At 62.8% G+C, this 15953-nt stretch carries 21 protein-coding genes; 17 read left to right on the forward strand and 4 right to left on the reverse strand.

Annotated features, from left to right (window positions below):
• Positions 1-454: 454 nt before the first annotated feature.
• A complete protein-coding gene (locus tag J0J01_RS07375; RefSeq protein WP_296379615.1) occupies positions 455-1630 on the reverse strand; it encodes a DUF3800 domain-containing protein in 1176 nt (391 codons plus the stop codon).
• 261 nt (positions 1631-1891) lie between these two features.
• Between J0J01_RS07375 and J0J01_RS07380 the strand changes: the two genes are divergently transcribed.
• The 12 genes from J0J01_RS07380 (at position 1892) to J0J01_RS07435 (ending at position 10662) form a co-directional block, all read left to right on the forward strand.
• Positions 1892-2866: an abortive infection family protein gene (locus tag J0J01_RS07380; protein WP_296379616.1), complete on the forward strand. Its 975-nt coding sequence runs from the start codon at positions 1892-1894 to the stop codon at positions 2864-2866.
• Positions 2867-3124: 258 nt separating this feature from the next.
• On the forward strand, positions 3125-3352 hold the full coding sequence (locus J0J01_RS07385) for a heavy-metal-associated domain-containing protein (RefSeq protein WP_296379617.1): 228 nt from the start codon (positions 3125-3127) through the stop codon (positions 3350-3352).
• A gap of 1 nt (position 3353) precedes the next feature.
• Positions 3354-5807: a cation-translocating P-type ATPase gene (locus J0J01_RS07390; RefSeq protein ID WP_296379618.1), complete on the forward strand. Its 2454-nt coding sequence runs from the start codon at positions 3354-3356 to the stop codon at positions 5805-5807.
• A 72-nt stretch (positions 5808-5879) separates the two neighbouring features.
• Positions 5880-6293, forward strand: coding sequence for a heavy metal-responsive transcriptional regulator (locus J0J01_RS07395; RefSeq protein WP_296379619.1), 414 nt, complete (start codon positions 5880-5882; stop codon positions 6291-6293).
• Positions 6294-6296: 3 nt separating this feature from the next.
• Positions 6297-6560 carry a thioredoxin family protein gene (locus tag J0J01_RS07400; protein WP_296379620.1) on the forward strand — a complete coding sequence of 88 codons (264 nt, stop codon included), beginning with the start codon at positions 6297-6299 and terminating at the stop codon, positions 6558-6560.
• A gap of 1 nt (position 6561) precedes the next feature.
• Positions 6562-7257 carry a cytochrome c biogenesis protein CcdA gene (locus J0J01_RS07405; RefSeq protein ID WP_296379621.1) on the forward strand — a complete coding sequence of 232 codons (696 nt, stop codon included), beginning with the start codon at positions 6562-6564 and terminating at the stop codon, positions 7255-7257.
• 19 nt (positions 7258-7276) lie between these two features.
• Positions 7277-7489 (forward strand): hypothetical protein, encoded by a 213-nt coding sequence (locus tag J0J01_RS07410; RefSeq protein ID WP_296379623.1) that lies wholly within the window; start codon positions 7277-7279, stop codon positions 7487-7489.
• Positions 7486-7971 carry a haloacid dehalogenase type II gene (locus J0J01_RS07415; RefSeq protein ID WP_296379624.1) on the forward strand — a complete coding sequence of 162 codons (486 nt, stop codon included), beginning with the start codon at positions 7486-7488 and terminating at the stop codon, positions 7969-7971. The genes J0J01_RS07410 and J0J01_RS07415 overlap by 4 nt, the downstream gene beginning before the upstream one ends.
• A 36-nt stretch (positions 7972-8007) precedes the next feature.
• Positions 8008-8643 (forward strand): carboxymuconolactone decarboxylase family protein, encoded by a 636-nt coding sequence (locus J0J01_RS07420; protein ID WP_296379625.1) that lies wholly within the window; start codon positions 8008-8010, stop codon positions 8641-8643.
• A gap of 675 nt (positions 8644-9318) precedes the next feature.
• Positions 9319-9606 carry a hypothetical protein gene (locus J0J01_RS07425; RefSeq protein ID WP_296379626.1) on the forward strand — a complete coding sequence of 96 codons (288 nt, stop codon included), beginning with the start codon at positions 9319-9321 and terminating at the stop codon, positions 9604-9606.
• Positions 9607-9886: 280 nt separating this feature from the next.
• Positions 9887-10159 (forward strand): hypothetical protein, encoded by a 273-nt coding sequence (locus J0J01_RS07430; protein WP_296379627.1) that lies wholly within the window; start codon positions 9887-9889, stop codon positions 10157-10159.
• 119 nt (positions 10160-10278) lie between these two features.
• Positions 10279-10662 carry a transposase gene (locus tag J0J01_RS07435; RefSeq protein WP_296379628.1) on the forward strand — a complete coding sequence of 128 codons (384 nt, stop codon included), beginning with the start codon at positions 10279-10281 and terminating at the stop codon, positions 10660-10662.
• 302 nt (positions 10663-10964) lie between these two features.
• Here J0J01_RS07435 and J0J01_RS07440 read toward each other — a convergent pair whose 3' ends face one another.
• From J0J01_RS07440 to J0J01_RS07450, 3 genes are all read right to left on the reverse strand, one after another.
• Positions 10965-11759 carry a DNA-binding domain-containing protein gene (locus tag J0J01_RS07440; RefSeq protein WP_296379629.1) on the reverse strand — a complete coding sequence of 265 codons (795 nt, stop codon included), beginning with the start codon at positions 11757-11759 and terminating at the stop codon, positions 10965-10967.
• Entirely contained in the window at positions 11756-12583 is an 828-nt protein-coding gene (locus tag J0J01_RS07445) for a DUF692 domain-containing protein (protein ID WP_365736236.1), read from the reverse strand. The genes J0J01_RS07440 and J0J01_RS07445 overlap by 4 nt, the downstream gene beginning before the upstream one ends.
• Before the next feature lie 78 nt (positions 12584-12661).
• Positions 12662-12895, reverse strand: coding sequence for a hypothetical protein (locus J0J01_RS07450; RefSeq protein WP_296379631.1), 234 nt, complete (start codon positions 12893-12895; stop codon positions 12662-12664).
• 178 nt (positions 12896-13073) lie between these two features.
• Here J0J01_RS07450 and J0J01_RS07455 point away from each other — a divergent pair, with 178 nt between their 5' ends.
• From J0J01_RS07455 to J0J01_RS07475, 5 genes are all read left to right on the forward strand, one after another.
• Complete coding sequence (locus J0J01_RS07455) at positions 13074-13634, forward strand: sigma-70 family RNA polymerase sigma factor (RefSeq protein WP_296379686.1); 561 nt, start codon at positions 13074-13076, stop codon at positions 13632-13634.
• Positions 13631-14296 carry a DUF1109 domain-containing protein gene (locus J0J01_RS07460; RefSeq protein WP_296379632.1) on the forward strand — a complete coding sequence of 222 codons (666 nt, stop codon included), beginning with the start codon at positions 13631-13633 and terminating at the stop codon, positions 14294-14296. Before J0J01_RS07455 ends, J0J01_RS07460 begins: the two co-directional genes overlap by 4 nt.
• A gap of 5 nt (positions 14297-14301) precedes the next feature.
• Positions 14302-14592 (forward strand): nitrate/nitrite transporter NrtS, encoded by a 291-nt coding sequence (gene nrtS / locus J0J01_RS07465; protein ID WP_296379687.1) that lies wholly within the window; start codon positions 14302-14304, stop codon positions 14590-14592.
• A 204-nt stretch (positions 14593-14796) separates the two neighbouring features.
• Positions 14797-15192, forward strand: coding sequence for a thioredoxin family protein (locus tag J0J01_RS07470; RefSeq protein ID WP_296379633.1), 396 nt, complete (start codon positions 14797-14799; stop codon positions 15190-15192).
• 8 nt (positions 15193-15200) lie between these two features.
• Positions 15201-15920: a cytochrome c biogenesis protein CcdA gene (locus tag J0J01_RS07475; protein ID WP_296379635.1), complete on the forward strand. Its 720-nt coding sequence runs from the start codon at positions 15201-15203 to the stop codon at positions 15918-15920.
• The last annotated feature ends 33 nt before the right edge of the window (positions 15921-15953 follow it).

A 15953-nucleotide genomic window follows, 5' to 3' on the forward strand; every position in this document is an offset into this window, starting at 1 on the left:
ATGACGTCGATCATGATGATGAAACTCTAGCCATCCGATCGAGCCGTTCCACTCTCCAAGGATCGTCACAGCCTCTGGTAGGGCAACGACGACCGCATACGTGCCGCGCCCATGCGACGGACGCTCCGCCAGCGTCCGCAGGCGAATCTTGGCGTCCAGCGATCTTCGAGATCCCGCTCCTCGTCTTCCTCATCGCCTGGATCGATCGGCAGATCTTCACCGCTCAGGACGGTCAGCGTGTCGCCGTAACCGCCGAGGCCGACAATCTCTTTGGCTGACCCTACCGGATTGTGCCTTGGGCTGTATTTACAGTTCGCGTCCCGGTACTGGATCCAGGCCTGTTCCCCTGCTGTAGCGGCGGGCTTTTCTCGGGCGTGATCCGTTGGGCCACGGCATGCTCGACGACGGGCAGGTTCATTCACCAGGCTTGGGGAAGGCTTGGCACGATTGCCCTTCAGGGTTTCTTATCGCTGGCTTCGCGCACTGGATTGTATTCACCCTTCACCCAGCTGATCTCCGCCTGACGATAGAGTTCGGCAAGGAATGCATCCGGATTTTTGCCCCTCTCCGCGCGCGTCGCCAGGCCATAGGCAATCACGGCATTCACTGCGACCTCGCGGTTGGCGAGATTGACGTGGTCATAATCGGGCAGGATAGACTGGCCCATGCTGTGTTCGACGATGCCTTCAACGATTGCGTCGGAGCCCGCCTGAAGCCGGCGGCTGAAGCAGGCTACGGCTGATCCCGCGATGATATCGGCCAGCTGGATCGACGGATGTTGCTTGGAATCGACGAAAGCGACGGGCTGAAGCAGTTTCCAGCCAAGCGGCCCCCTATGCCCCTGCTGGCGTGCCCGCCTGATGCCAGGGTCGTCGGCATCGCCGGTCATGCTGTCCGCAGAGACCCTGAGCGGCTTGCTGTCGTCGCACAGGACCGAGAGTAGCTTGCCGGTGCGGCCCCAATGATTGAGATGGGCCCAAAGGCATGTAGTCGAGAGATCAAGCGTCCAGGGGACTGATGCCGGGACCATCGTCCTGAGATTGGCGTTATCCTTAATGATGATGTCGCGATAGCCATAGGCAAAGCGCAGGACTGACTCAAACGGATGTTCGGTTCCTGCGTCCGATAGCGGCGGCCGGGGTGTGTCAAACAGGAACGGCGCGTCGGCCGGGTCCAGTGACCGCATGTATCTCTGAAATTCGGTGACGGCCCTGCGGGCTTCATTCTCGTGCTCGCTCAGCCACACGTAGGTGAACATCGAGACGAACCGGTGCATGTTCTTCTGATACAGTAGCCACGGATTGTGCTTGAAGACCGGTTCGTAGATGAACTCGAACAGGTTGGCGCACAGCGACATCAGCTTGTCGTGGATGGACAGAACGTAGCGACCCTTGCAAGCCTGCATCAGGGCGGCGACAGCCTTCCGCCCGCGTGACGATCCCAGCAGCTTCGACGCCTTCAGTTCGGGCATGGTGATCGAATGATCGGCGCGAGCCTTCGCGATCAGGCTGGCAGCCTCGGCATCGGCTACCGCGACAGAAGCGAAGGCAAAATACCGCTGATCCTTGGCGAGAAGATCCGGGCCCGTAAAACCCGATTCGTCGCATGCAATGTCCAGAATGTCGGTCATAGTCGTAGGTTGATCTGTTCGGTCCCCCGATTATTCAAAGCGCCCGGCGCGAATCAGTACTCTATTATAGCACGAACGACTTGCGTCTGATGCAGGCGGGCAGGGCGCGTCCGCCCCCTACCGACGGCGTCGGGTCCTTTTTGCGCTTAGCGAAGAGGTAATGCCGACGTAGAGCAGGACGAGGATCAGTCCGCACCTGCAAGCGAAGCCCATCGCGTCCTCTATCGCGTAGACGGCGCGCATGAACCTGACCGGCGCGGGTTGTTTGCATCCCGTAACGCGCCCCTTCCCGTTGGCATCGAGCAGTCCGCCTTCCACCCGCTTGAGGTGCCGCAGCTCATCGAGGAGTGCTTTCAGGAACTGCTTGAGAAGGCGAGCGCGATCAAGGACCCCTTCGAGCAGGCCTTCTTCGTCATGGTGCAGCTTCCCTACCTCCAGCCCTTCGATGATGTAAACAAACGGGTTTCACGGCTTGCCGCGAACATTCCCCTCATCAAGGGAAACTTCGCGCCGCTGTCCTTCACCGATGTTCCGCAGCGATCCTACCTGCACGCGATCCTCGGCGTGTATGAACTGCGGCGCGCCGAGATGCTGCGCGACGTCTTCATCTGGGCCTATGAGCGGCTCTGCCGCGCGCTATGCCGCCGTCAGGCAGTCGCTCGGCGAGCCCGACGCTTTTCGCCTGCAATATCGCAACCAGATGCGCGAAGTGGTCGGCGGTGTCGTGCGCTCGCGCATGGGAAAAGAAGAAGGCGACCGGGCACATCGGCAAATGGACGACAGAGCATATTCCCGCGCAGGACCGCGAGCAGTTTCGCGCAACTGCGGAGGGCGAATTGCTCGGTCTGCACGAGGGCAATTTCGCGCGCTACCAGATCAGGCCCTCAGAGTTCGAAGCCTGGTAGAAGGTATGGAAACAATGATGCCTGCACGGGAATTGATCGATGGTCGCCCTGGAACGCTCTGAAGTGCGTGTCTTCGATGACGCCTTCGCGATGGGCGACAGCTAAGTACGTAAAGGCGCTGGAGGCCGAACGCGACGTTCGCGAGATCACGCGGCGGATCATCAAGAGCGCCATCAGCGTTTTCGATCAGCTCAATGACGCGAGAAACAACCGCTCCTTCGCGTACGATAACGACCTGATCGATCATGCGGAGGCGCGCTTCATCTTCGATGCGGTCGGTGCCTTCCTACGCGTCGTCAAGTCCATCGAGGCATCACGCTTTGGGACGTAGCATAAAAACTCCAGACCAGAAGAGGATGCGTAGATAGCGCTCGGCCAGCTGGTCATCTGCGAGTATTTGGGTGACGACCTTACGGGAATCGCCGCGTTGCCAGAGCCCAGCAGCTTCAATGAGTAGCTGGGAGTTTGTTCTAGGCGTCGAATCGATGGGGCTGACAGGATGTCGCGCGCTTGACCTTGGGGTTAACACCAAGCCCTAAAGTCCATTCTACGGTATGTGGCCGTCAGGCCTTGGATGGAGAGCGATCACATGAAGTCTGTCACCTTGAAGATCGAGGGCATGCGCTGCGGCGGCTGCGCCGACACTATTAAAGGCCTGGTCGAGAAGCAGCCCGGCGTACACGCCGTTTCCGTTTCCTTCGATGACGGTCGAGCCCGCGTCCTCTATGACCCGAACGCTACTCGCGAAGATCATTTGGTTGCCGTGGTTCAAGAGCCCGGTTTCCGCGTCGTGGGACGCGCATCCGAAGGAGGCTGACGTGAGCATCGCAGAGAACGTCTCGGCGTCATTCCGGCCTTGGAGCGAAGAGCCGGCAACCCGGCCCGATCGGCGCAAGATCCGTGCTCGCATTGGCGGTCTTCATTGTTCGCTCTGTACCGGCACGGTCGAGAAGGCGCTCGGCCGCATGCCTGGTGTCGATAAGGTTGCTGTGAGTCTCACGCACGAGCAGGCGCTGGTGGAGTACGATCCGGCCGTCGCCCGCCCTGAACGATTGCTCCAGACCCTCAGGGACATCGGCTATACGATCTCCGATCCGCGCAAGCTCAGAGCCTTCGAGGAGGAGGAACGCGATCTCGTCCTCGAGGCGCGTCGGTTCGTACTGGCCGTCGTCCTCACCGTCGCGACCATCCCGATCATCGCCGACCCGACAGTAGGATGGATTGGCTTCCTGCCGGCTTTGGTGTGCCTCAGTCTCGGCGCGTTCGTGTTTATCGTCCTGCGATCGACCGGCCTGTGGGCGGCCGTGGGCGCCGCGGTGGGCCTCACCGTCATGGCCCTCTCGCTGCTCTATCTCAACCTCGCAGGATACCTGGCTGCCGCCGCCCCCTGGGCCGCGGGCGCCCTCGCTCTGGTTCTCGTCTTCTGGGTCGGCGGTCACATCCTGCGCATGGCCGTCCAGGCGCTGCGACGCGGCATCCTCAATCAGCATGTGCTGCTCGAGATCGGCGCCTTCGCCGGCATCGCCGGCGGTGTCATTGGGCTGGTCCTGGATCGGCCCGACTATCCGACTGCGGCGTTCTTTTCGGTGTCGGTGATGGTCGGCACCTACCACATCTTCTCGGAGTGGCTGTCGCTGATTGTCAAGACACGCAGCTCGCAGGCGGTGAAGCGCCTGCTCGATCTTCGGCCCGAGACCGCCCGCGTCGTCCGCGACGGCCAGGAACTGGAAGTGCCGATCGAGGACGTGAAGGTCGGCGATCACGTTCGGATCCGGCCTGGCGAACGCATCGCGACCGACGGCGTCGTCTTCAGCGGGCATTCTGGAGTCGATCAGTCGCTGGTGACGGGCGAGTCTCTGCCCGTCGAAAAGCGCGAGGGCGATTCGGTCATCGGCGGATCGATCAACGGCACGGGCACGCTGCTCGTGGAGACGACGATCGTGGGTGAAGGCAGCTTCCTCCAACAGGTGATCCGCCATGTCGAGGATGCGCGAGCCCTCAAGCCCGGTATCCTCCATCTCGTCGATCGCGTGCTTCGGATCTACACGCCGACGGTTCTGCTCATTGCAGCGTTGGCTGTGGTCGGCTGGCTGCTCGGCTCGTGGCTCAGCACCGGCCACACCGATCTAGAACGCGCCGTCTTTGCCGGTCTGAGCGTTCTGGTCATGGGCTATCCGTGTGCCGTCGGCATTTCGGCGCCGCTGTCCATTGTTCGAGGGGCAGGCCAGGCGGCAGAGCGCGGCATCCTCATGCGGACCGGCGAGGCCTTCCAAGGTTTTCGTCTCGTCAAGAAGATCGTCCTCGACAAGACCGGCACTTTGACCGAGGGGCGTCCCACGGTGCGCGAGATCGAAGCGGTGGGAGGACAGGAGCGCGAGCTCCTCGCGGTAGCTGCGGCGGCAGAAGCGCGATCGGAGCATCCGGTGGCTCAGGCTCTTGTCGAAGCGGCGTTTGAGCGCTCGATCACGCCGCCGGACGTGACCTCCTTCCAGGCATTTCCCGGGCGAGGCGTCGTCGCGCACACAGGCGACGCCGAGGTCATCGTCGGCAGCCCGCGATTCATGTCGGAGCGAAACGTCGATGTCGGGGCGGTTCAGCGAAGAACCGACATCCTCGAAGCGGCCGGTCGCACCGTCATCGCCGTCGCCAAAGAAGGGCGTCTTCTGGGCATCGTCGCCGTGGGCGACACCCTTCGGCCGGATGCTGTCTCCGCAGTCGCGACCCTGCGCAAGGCGGGGCTCTCGATGGTGCTTGTGACGGGCGACAACGAGCGCGCGGCACAGCGCATCGGCCGTGAGGTTGGCCTCGATGAGGTGCACGCAGACGTACTGCCGCAGGACAAGGCGGCGATCGTGCGCACTCTGCAAGCCGATGCCCGAGTCGCGATGGTCGGCGACGGCATCAATGACGCTCCCGCCTTGATGCAGGCCGACATCGGCATCGCCATGGGCGGTGGGACCGACATCGCTTTGGAGTCGGCGGACATCATCATTCTGTCCAACCGACTGAATGCCCTCGCCGTGGCGCGGGATATCAGCGGCCGGAGCTATCGCAAGATGGTGCAGAACGTCGTCCTGGCCTTCCTGTTCAACGGCGGCGGCATCCCGCTCGCCGCAACCGGCCTCATTCACCCGATATGGGCCATGGTCGCGATGGCGGTGAGCGTCACTGCGATCTTCATCAACTCGCTCTGGGGCAATCCGCGCCTCTTTTTCGATGCGATCCGCAGCGTTGGCAGACCCGTTGTTGCAGCCTCGCCGCAGGGAGCGTGAATCGAGGCGAGACCAGCGAGCCTTTGACCTTGGTGTATGCTCCAAGGTCTAGGCTCGCGCCGGAGGTCGATAATGTTGACGATTGGCAAGCTCGCGACGCTGGCGGAAATCAGCGCCGATGCGTTGCGGTTCTATGAAGACGAAGGCCTCATCTCGCCTGCCGACCGGAGTGCGAGCGGCTATCGCCTGTACGACCAGGACTCCGTGAAACGCATTCGCTTTATCAAACAGGCGCAGCATTGCGGATTCACCCTGGCCGAGATCCGGGACCTCCTGACGCTGCGCGGCAGCGATCGCGCCTGCTGCGATGACGTGCGCAATCAGGCGATCGAGAAGAAGCTTCAGCTCGAACAGAAGATCAAGGCCATGAAATCAATGTCCAAGGCGCTCGACCAGCTCATCGCCGATTGTACGCGCAAGGGACGGCCGGTCGCCGAATGTACGATCCTGGCAGCTTTCGAGCAGACAACGAAGACGGCGCACTGAGCCATGAGGGTCGAGCTGTTCCATGCGCCAGGCTGCAGCCGATGCGCGGCGGCTCGAGAGGACCTGAAGGCCGCCGCGACGGCGGCGCGCGCAGACGTCGAATGGCGCGAGGTCAATGTGCTCGATGAGATGGACTATGCCGTCGAACGGGGAGTGCTCTTCTTGCCGGCCATTGTGATCGACGGCGAGCTGGTATTTTCAGCGTTGCCCAGTCCGCAACAGTTGCGCGCCGCGCTCCTGCGGCGGCAACGCACTGCGAGGAGCTGAGATGGAACCGGAGGCTCTTCAGCAGGCGGTTGCCCATGCCGGCTGGGCGGCGATCGGTGTCGGATTTCTCGCGGGGTTCCTGTTTAGCTTCAATCCCGTCGCCATGGCCTCCATTCCCGTGTCGCTCGCCTATGTGACGAAGGCCCGAGAGAAGCGACAGGCGATCCTGTTCGGGACGATGTTCATCCTCGGCATGCTTGTCGTACATGCGGCCATGGGCTTTATCGCGGGCTTGGGCGGCGGATGGGTGGCGGACCTGGTGGGGCGCGAGTGGGGGCTCGTACTCGGGCCGTTGCTCATTGTGCTCGGCCTCATGTGGGCCGGTTGGGTGCGTTTGCCGCTGCCGGCGTTTGCGCTGAAAGCGAGGCGACCATCGGCGGCATGGAGCGCGTTCGTGCTGGGAGCGGTGTTTTCGGTCGCGATTTGCCCCATCTGTACGCCGGCGCTGGTCGTACTCCTTGGGGCGACCGCGGGACTCGCATCACCATGGATTGGGGCCGCGCTCTTGCTCGCCTTCGCCGCGGGACGGGCTGTCCCGGTAGCGGTCGGCGCAGTGAGCATCGGTTGGCTTGAGAATATGCGTGGCCTGGATGCCTATCGGCGGGCCTTCGAGACAGCCGGTGGTATCATCCTCGTGCTGATGGGGCTCTACATGCTCAATGCCTACTTCTTCTGGATGCCCGGCTTAGCAGCATAAGAAGAGGAGATTCCTTGGCATGACCGACACGCACAACGACAAGTTCACCGGAATCCGCGCCTGTGTATTCGACGCCTATGGCACCCTCTTCGACTTCGCGTCGGCCGCCGCCGGTTGCGCAGATGTCCTGGGTGAGAAGACGGGTGCGCTGACGGTGCTGTGGCGCGACAAGCAACTCCAGTACACCTGGCTGCGCACGCTTCAGGGGCCCATGCCGACTTCTGGAGCGTGACGCGCGACGCGCTGGAGTACGCCCTAGACGCACTCGACCTGCGCGACGCGGCCTTGGCGGACAGGCTCATGTCGCTCTACCTGAACCTGAACGCCTTTCCCGAAGTGCCGGAGGCGCTTCGCAGGCTCAAATCTGCCGGTCTCAAAACCGCGATCCTGTCCAATGGAACCCCGCAGATGCTCGAGGCCGTTGTATCAAATGCTGGTCTGGGCGAACTTTTCGATCACGTCATCTCAGTCGAGGCTGTCGGGGTCTTCAAGACCGATCCAAAAGTCTATCAGCTGGCCGTCGACCGGCTGGGCGTGGCGCGGCAGGAGATCGCGTTTCAGTCGTCCAACGCCTGGGACGCCTACGCCGCATCGGCCTTCGGCATGCGTGTCGTGTGGTGTAATCGATATGGGCAGCGGCCCGAGCGCCTGCCCGGAAAGCCCGACCGGCAGGCGCGCACGCTGGCGGATCTGATCCCGATCCTCGGCTTGTGACAATCGGTCAGCCAACCCTAACTGCGGAGACGCCCCATGTCCCAATCCGGCATCAGACAAACAGGCACCGATGCGCGCACGTCGCACCTCGTCCCGCTTACGGATGATCAACTCCGTGATGTCGAGGACATCGTGAGTCTTTCGCGTCAATTCAGCGGCTACATACCGACAAGCCTGCGCATCATGGCCCGTAAGCCCGAATTGCTGCGGGCATTCAGCGGGCTCCTTGCCGTCGTCATGCGCCAGCCCGGCGAGGTGCCGCCGGCCCTCAAGTGGCTGGTCGCCCACGCGGTGAGCGCCACGGCGGGCTGCCGCTACTGCCAGGCGCACACCGCGGCGAATTCGGCGAAGGTCGGCCTGCCGGTGGAGAAGATCGAAGCGCTGATGACCTTTCAAACCAGTTCGATCTACTCGCCTGCGGAACGCGCTGCTGTCGCTCTCGCGCTGGCGGCGGGCCGGGTGCCAAATGAGGCCACGCGAGCGCACTTCGATGACTTGCGGCCGCACTTCACCGAGGTGGGTATAGTCGAAATTGTTTCGGTCATCTCGCTGTTCGGCTGGCTCAATCGCTGGAATGACACTTTCGCCAGCGACCTCGAGGCGGCGCCGATGGATTACGCCAGCAAGGTTCTCGCTCCGACTGGCTGGAATGCAGGGAAGCATATCGCTTGAGCCGCGTCGGGCTGCCGAGGCTTGCTCAGCATGCGGAAGTAGCGATCATGTCTTCGCCCCCGCCACGTTAGAGGCTGATGGCCCGGGCCGCCTCCTTGAGCAACATCTCCTTCGCAGCATCTCGACCACATGCCGCAGGCGCGACGGCAGTTCGGTCGAGTGCCACGCGATTCGTCATTAGCCAAGGGGATGGAACGCCGTTTGCGATCCCAGGGGTAATACGCGTGCTGTAGCGAAATCAGAACGTCCAGGACAAGGGTTGTCGCGATCTCCCCGAGCTGGTCCACGGTCTCGCCGCGGTCCGTCGCATCATCGGCGCCACCGCTGAAGGGTCGACCGTCGCGCCTGTCGTCAGTGCGCTCGGACAAGTCGTACAGGTGTTCCAGCCTGCGGAGGAAGCAAGCCCTTGGGGGTCGGCGTCGTCAGATACAAAGGCTAAAGCAACCGCTGCGTCGCCGCGTCGGCAGAGCGCGCTTCTCGTAATGCGCTCTATAATCGAGGTGGGCGAGAGCACGCTTCTGTTTAAGGCGAGCCGACGTCCCGAAATTGAGCGCGGGGAGTCACGCGCAAGTGAAGTAACCGGAGGCGACCGCTAGCCGAAGTACGAATCGAGACACAACGCGCAAGTTCCGATGCAGCGCGCCGTGTTGAAACACCGTGCTAGTGGAGGAACAAATGCTTGCCAGATCAGCTTTGGCCTTGATTGTCACCGGGATAGCCGTGGAACTTATGGGCGTGGCATCAGCATTGGCGCAGACGTCGACAGTCCCATATTGCCAGGCTCTTGCAGAGAAGTACCAACGGTACGTCGCCACCGACGGCGCCGACCTGGGGCGGCCGCGGGGTGCCCCGCAGCTTAGCTACGCGATCACGCGCTGCAATATGGGTGACAGCGCTGCCTCGACGCCCATCCTCGAGAAGGCACTGACAGACGCCAAGATAGCCTTGCCGCCGCAGCGCTAGACTAGCGCTCCCAGCAACAGGGTCGCGATGAGTTCCCGCCTGAAGGATCCATCGCCGCGTCCAGCGTCGATGCGCTCGGAGAAATCGCCCAGATGTTCCAGCCTGCGGAGGAAACGCAATCGAGCGGATGGAGTCACGCGCAAGTGATGTAACCCGCGTCGACGCCGGACCGAATTGCGAATCGAAGGACAACACGGGCGGAAGGCAGAGCATGCCGGCAAGGCGAAGTCGATCTTCGCCCTCGGTTGGCTGGCCGAACGACCCCGAACGGAGGTCTGCCATGACCAGGACGATCACGATCCTGATGGTTTGCGCGGGCGTGGTGCTGCCCGCCGCAGCGTGGGCGCAGCAGGGCGACGTGGCCTATTGCTCGGCGCTGGGGCAGAAATACGAGCGCTATGTCGGCGACAATGCCCAGAGGGATCGCGGCGTGCAGCGCAACGCGACGGTCACCGCCGCGATCATCAAGTGCAAGACCGACAGCGCGAGCTCGATTCCGGTGATCGAGAAGGCGCTGAAGGATGCCAAGTTCAACCTGCCGCCGCGCGGCTGACCGGCATGGTGGAACGAAAGCACCGAACGAAAGGGGCGGACGCCCTTCCTTCAAGGTTGGATTTCAGCGGCGATCGCCGGTTTCAAGAGTGACGCAACCATTGAGGGCGGCCACCGCGCATGCCCGCGCGGCGAGCGCACTCCCATGGCCTCGAGCTGGCGTCCGATCTCGCGCAGGGTGATATCGGGATTGACGCGTCGCATGGCAGTGACCAGCTCGCCCCGACGCTGCAGCACGGCGACGTGGTGATCCTCGACAACCTCCCCAGCCAGAAGAGCGCCAAGGCCGAGGCTGCCCTTAAGCAGCGCGGCGCCTGGTTCCTCTTCCTGCCGCCTTACCTCAATCCAATCGAAATGGCCTTCGCCAAGCTCAAGGCCCATCTCAGGCGCGTCGGCGCACAGATAATCGACGCGCTCTGGAGTGCGATCGGTGACATCTGCGCCCTCTACTCCGAGCAGGAGTGCTGGAACTACCTCAAAGACGCTGGCTATGCCCCCGATTAAACGCTCGGGGCTCTAGGCGCTACGTCGCCGCTCTCTGCGGGGGTCCCCAATCATCGTTGGCCTCTGAGAGGCGACGATGATTTGCGCCGCCGGAGCGAAAGAACTTCGCATCGGCGGCGCTCTTTTCTCAGCACCTGGCAAGACGATCATTCATTGCACGATCGCCCGCTAGAATTTCCTGTTCTCAGGGTAGGCCGAGCTGGTGGAACTCGAGTTTCGATCCGATCTGGGCAAACGCCTCGAAACTGCTTGGCACACGCTGGAGAGGCCGGCACTTGAGACGCGATTGGGCTAGGGCTCGTCTAGTATGCGAACGTAGCAATCATTCCCTCTTCGACCCAGCCACGTAAGAGGCCGGCGGCGCGAGCAGCCGCTCGACCCTCGCCGACATACGGCAACAGCGCTTCGCACATCTCAGGGAACGTCCGGCCTTCAACCATGACCTCGACCATGGCCGCCTCGTCCGGCTCCATTGAGCGGAAGTGGGTCGTGCGGTCGGGCCGCCAGACCACCCAGGATACCGGGCCGGCTGCCGCCGCGACCTCGAGGTCGCCCGGCTCGACCTCATTGCGCGTCTGCCAGGCCTGCGGCACCTCGAACGAAAGCGACAGGCGATGCAGCGAGGGCAGGGGCGTGAAGGCAAGCGTTCCCCATGTCTCCGCCGGTAGGGCCATCACGTCTGCCGCCGCGACAGGCTGGGCATCCGGCGCATCGAACGCCTCGCCCAGCGCCCATTCGAAGCAGGCCATCTCGGCAGCGGCTGGAACGCTTTTGTAGGGCGCCGTGGCCGACAGGAAATCGGCGAGATACTGGCCGAACCAGCGCACGGAGCGATAGCGCGATGGATTGGCGGCGATATAGGCGCGGGCCATGTGGTCGAAATCGGCGGGCCCGCACATTGCCATCAGGCCGGGATAGTCGGTGGTCAGCACTTCGATCAGGCGCCAGAAGTAGGCGTCGCGATAGACGCCGAGCAGAGTGAGGCGATCGGCCTTGCGCGTATCACGCACGGCGCCGGAAAACGCGTCGCTGGCGAGGACTAGGTAGTCCTGAAAGGCGCCCTGCAAGTCGCCCAGGGAGCCAGCGTTCGCGGTCATGCGGCCTGCCTCGTGGCCTCGGCGGCAATGCGGCGCGCGATGTTGAGCTCGGCGACCAGCTCGAGATACGGCGGGATGTCGGCGTCGCGCTCGATCATGGTCGGCACACCGAGGAAGAACCGCACCGCCTCGGCGTAGAGATCCCACACGTCGTCGATGATTGGGTGATCGTGCGTGTCGATGATGTGCGTGCCCTTGTTCAGGTGCCCGGCGAGATGGAACTGGCGCACGCGCTCGCGCGGCATGGCACGCAGGAAAGCGCGGGCACCGAACCCGTGGTTGAAGGCGCTGACATAGACGTTGTTGACATCGAGCAGGATGTCGCAGTCGGCGCGCCGGGTGAGCTCGGCGATAAAGTCCCATTCCGTCAACTCGGAGGCGGCGTACGTGACGTAGCTCGATACGTTCTCCAGTACGAGCCGCCGGCCAAGATAGTCCTGCACGCGCATCACCCGCTCAGCGACGTGGGCGAGCGCTTCCTCGGTGTAGGGGAGCGGCAGGAGATCGTGCATGTTCAGCCCGCGCAGGCCGGTGAAGCAGAGATGGTCGGACACCCACATCGGCTGAACGCGGTCGATCAGCTGCTTGAGATCGTCGAGATAGCGCATGTCAAGCGGATCGATCGAGCCGATCGACAGGGAGACGCCATGCAGCGCCATCGGATAGTCACGCCTGATACGGTCGAGCCAGTAGAGCGGGCTGCCGCCCGGCACCATGTAGTTCTCGCTGAGCGCCTCGAACCAGCTCACCTTGCCGGGATTGGCGACGATGTCCTCGTAATGGTCCGTCCGCAGGCCCAGGCCGAAATCGACGACGCTCTTCATGGCCAACCATCTACTGTCAAAAGCCGGCGGGCGTCGCCGGTCGCTCGGGACGCCCGCCCGCTTTTTGCTCGATCGTCCTTACATCACCTTGCCGCCCGCATCGGTGCAGGCCTTGGTGTCCTTCACTTCGGCAAAACCCTGGCCCTTGCAGGCGTTCTGGCCCTTGGCAGGCGACTGGCCGCCCTTGCACGCGCTCTGGCCTTTGCAGGCATTGGCGCCGAGACACTTCACGCCCTCTGCATGTGCCGCCGTGGCGAGCGTGCCGGCAGCGAAGACAGACGCCGCTGTGATCAAGAAAGTGCGCTTGTTCATGAGGATCCTCCGCATTGTGCGAGCGCGAGCTCGCTTCCTGTTCTTCGGGTGGACCCGTCCGAAGGTTACAGCGCGCACGGCAGATTTCGCGTGATCGCTTTGGGGCTTCGCTGGCCTCCCCGCACCAAGGCTCTTCTTCCGAGTGGCGCCAGCTGACGACGATCATTAAACGTTGGCTGTGGCCGACGTTCAGGTAAACGAAGCGGAATTGGCTGCGCTGATGCGGGCAGCCCAGGAGGGCGATTCTGCCGCCTATGGGCAGCTCCTTCGGGCCGTGACACCCCTTGTCCGGCGTGTGGTTGCCCGTCGATGGACGGGCTCCGACGACGCCGAAGACGTAGTCCAGGACGTCCTGTTGTCGCTGCATCAGGTGCGCCACACTTACGATCCGCTCCGGCCGTTCCTGCCCTGGCTGATGGCAATCACCCGAAACAGGCTCGCTGACGTCCAGCGGCGGCAGGTGCGGCGCGCGCGAGGCGAGGTCGCCGTTGAGGTTCTTCCTGAAACCTTTTCCGGGGAGGAAACGAAGGAACTGGTAGATCGAATGGCGGACGCGGAAGCCCTGACCGAGGCGCTGGCGCGACTGCCGGCCGGTCAGCGGAAGGCCGTCGAATTATTGCGGATCAAGGAAATGTCACTCAAGGAGGCGTCGGACGTCAGTGGCATGTCGGTCGCGGCATTGAAGGTTTCGATGCACCGGGCAATGAGGACACTACGCGCTGTACTGACCAGACGATGATCATGAAGACGGAAAACCTGATAAGCACGTTGGCTGCGGACTCCGAAACGCCGACCCGGCGCCTCAGGCCGCCAGTTGTTCGTTTGGTCGTCTGGATCGCGGTGTCGCTGCCGTGGATCGCCCTCGTCGTGGCACTGATGGGTCTGCGGCCTGACTTGGCTACCAAGTTCCAGGAGCAAGGCTGGATCGTCGAGCAAGGCGCAGCGCTGGCAGTGGCGCTGAGCGCGGCGATGGCGGCATTCTGCGCCGGCGTGCCTGGGCGACCGATGTGGGAGCGTGCCGCGCCGGTACTGCCCTTGTTGGTCTGGCTTGGAACGCTCAGCGTGGGATGCCTTCAGGAATTTCTTTCGGCAGGCCCACAAGGTTTGGCATTCCAGACGGACTGGGCGTGCCTGCCAGGCATCGTGATGATTGGCTTGGTTCCCGGGGTTGCGATGGCTCTCATGCTGCGCCGAGGAGCGCCGATGGCGCCGGTCCTCTCGGTCGGATTGGGTGGGCTGGCCGCCAGCGCGCTCGCTGACTTCGGCCTTCGCCTGTCGCACCAGCAGGATGCAAGTCTGATGGTAATTGTATGGCAGGTCGGGACTGTCGTCCTGCTGACCACCTTCAGCGCCATATTGGGGCGGCGACTGGTGCGTTGGCGCCATCGCCTTTCGTATTGAGCACGGTGCGCGCAGGCGATTCGTGGGTGTCTCGGGTCGCCATGATTTGGCATTGCTGTATCAGCGACGGTGTTCCGCGCCGCTCGATGGCGGTGGCTGCGATTGTCGGCAGCATTCTCAACCTGATCAATCAGGGAGATGTGCTCTTCGGGGCGGGCCGAGTCGATTTTACGAAAGTGCTTTTGACCTTCGCCGTCCCCTACTGTGTCGCGACCTATGGCGCGGTTTCGTTTCGGATGAGGATTGCGAAATCTTTCGACCGTACTTCGTCGGACGACTCCCGAGCGAAGTCCTGATAGCTCGCCTTGCCGTGGAAGGCTGAAGATCCCGGATTCACTTTCGAGTTCCCAGCAACCTTGTGATGGCATCTCGCAGGCTGCAGGAGGGCTCGTGCATCGAAATACAGAATTTTCAGTGCGCCGTGTAACTTTCCCGCACATCTGTCCGAACTTCCGTCTGTGGCACCTGCGATGGTGCCCTATCGAATTTGGGAGCGGAGCATGGTCGACCGGCGTTGGCTGCTGAGGGCGGCAATCGTGTTCATGGGGACGGCGGCGTCGAGTGCCGTAGCAGCCTTCGACGCAAAAGGCTTCGACCTCAAGGAGTTCGAGGGAGCGCAAGGCGCCGGAAAGTCGATCCTCGTCGAGGTGATGGCACCGTGGTGCCCAACCTGTAAGGCTCAGGCGCCGATCCTTGGCGAGCTTTTGGCAAAGCCCAAGTTCAAGGATCTGGTCGTTTTCAAGATCGACTTCGACAGTCAGAAGGACTTGCTAAGGAAGTTCGGTGTTTCGATGCAGAGCACCTTGATCTCATTCAAGGGCGCTAAGGAAGTCGAACGATCGACCGGCAACACAAATACCGCGGCCATTGAGGCCCAGCTCGACAAGTCTCTCTAGGAGCTCCAGTGTTGGCGACTATCGGACTCGCGCTGCTGGCAGGGCTCCTCTCGACCTTGTCGCCCTGCGTTCTGCCCCTGATCCCGCTGGTCTTGGGGGCGGCACTTTCGCAGCACAGGTTGGGGCCGGCCGCCCTTTCAGCAGGCCTTGCCCTCTCGTTCACCGCGATCGGCCTGTTCGTGGCCACTGTTGGGTATGCCATCGGCCTCGACGGTGGCGTATTCCGCGGCGTATGCGCTGCGCTCATGCTGGGTATGGGCCTCATCCTCCTCGTGCCGCACTTCCAGTTGAGGTTGGCGTCGGCGACAGGACCCATCGGCAGTTGGGCCGAGAGCCATTTCGGCGGCGGGGCCAGAGCCGGTCTGTCCGGACAATTCGCCGTCGGGCTGTTGCTCGGTGTCGTTTGGGCTCCTTGTGCCGGGCCGACATTAGGGGCGGCGTCGGTTTTGGCCGCCCAAGGTGAAAGGCTCGACCAGGTCGCCGTCACTATGCTGGTATTCGGCATCGGCGCGTCGCTGCCACTTATGGTGCTAGGAACACTCTCACGTGAGACCATGTTGCGCGTTCGTGGCCGTCTGATGACCACGGGCGCCGGCGCCAAATTCGTTCTGGGCGCTGTTCTGGCGACCTTGGGAACGCTCATACTTACCGGCTTCGACAAGCGTCTCGAAGCTCTGGCGGTCGATCTTTCGCCCGCATGGCTCACCGCGCTGACAACGCGCTTCTAGGCCTGATGCCTGTGGCACGCGAACAAACCTGGA

Origin of the sequence: Reyranella sp. (assembly GCF_017305915.1) — a bacterium.
Lineage (GTDB): Bacteria > Pseudomonadota > Alphaproteobacteria > Reyranellales > Reyranellaceae > Reyranella.

Bases quoted from the DNA above. Each gene is read 5' to 3' on its own strand.
- J0J01_RS07375 (WP_296379615.1), bottom strand. From the start codon at position 1,630: ATGACCGACATTCTGGACATTGCATGCGACGAATCGGGTTTTACGGGC.
- J0J01_RS07385 (WP_296379617.1), top strand. From the start codon at position 3,125: ATGAAGTCTGTCACCTTGAAGATCGAGGGCATGCGCTGCGGCGGCTGC.
- J0J01_RS07395 (WP_296379619.1), top strand. From the start codon at position 5,880: ATGTTGACGATTGGCAAGCTCGCGACGCTGGCGGAAATCAGCGCCGAT.
- J0J01_RS07400 (WP_296379620.1), top strand. From the start codon at position 6,297: ATGAGGGTCGAGCTGTTCCATGCGCCAGGCTGCAGCCGATGCGCGGCG.
- J0J01_RS07405 (WP_296379621.1), top strand. From the start codon at position 6,562: ATGGAACCGGAGGCTCTTCAGCAGGCGGTTGCCCATGCCGGCTGGGCG.
- J0J01_RS07410 (WP_296379623.1), top strand. From the start codon at position 7,277: ATGACCGACACGCACAACGACAAGTTCACCGGAATCCGCGCCTGTGTA.
- J0J01_RS07420 (WP_296379625.1), top strand. From the start codon at position 8,008: ATGTCCCAATCCGGCATCAGACAAACAGGCACCGATGCGCGCACGTCG.
- J0J01_RS07425 (WP_296379626.1), top strand. From the start codon at position 9,319: ATGCTTGCCAGATCAGCTTTGGCCTTGATTGTCACCGGGATAGCCGTG.
- J0J01_RS07430 (WP_296379627.1), top strand. From the start codon at position 9,887: ATGACCAGGACGATCACGATCCTGATGGTTTGCGCGGGCGTGGTGCTG.
- J0J01_RS07435 (WP_296379628.1), top strand. From the start codon at position 10,279: ATGCCCGCGCGGCGAGCGCACTCCCATGGCCTCGAGCTGGCGTCCGAT.
- J0J01_RS07440 (WP_296379629.1), bottom strand. From the start codon at position 11,759: ATGACCGCGAACGCTGGCTCCCTGGGCGACTTGCAGGGCGCCTTTCAG.
- J0J01_RS07445 (WP_365736236.1), bottom strand. From the start codon at position 12,583: ATGAAGAGCGTCGTCGATTTCGGCCTGGGCCTGCGGACGGACCATTAC.
- J0J01_RS07450 (WP_296379631.1), bottom strand. From the start codon at position 12,895: ATGAACAAGCGCACTTTCTTGATCACAGCGGCGTCTGTCTTCGCTGCC.
- J0J01_RS07460 (WP_296379632.1), top strand. From the start codon at position 13,631: ATGATCATGAAGACGGAAAACCTGATAAGCACGTTGGCTGCGGACTCC.
- J0J01_RS07470 (WP_296379633.1), top strand. From the start codon at position 14,797: ATGGTCGACCGGCGTTGGCTGCTGAGGGCGGCAATCGTGTTCATGGGG.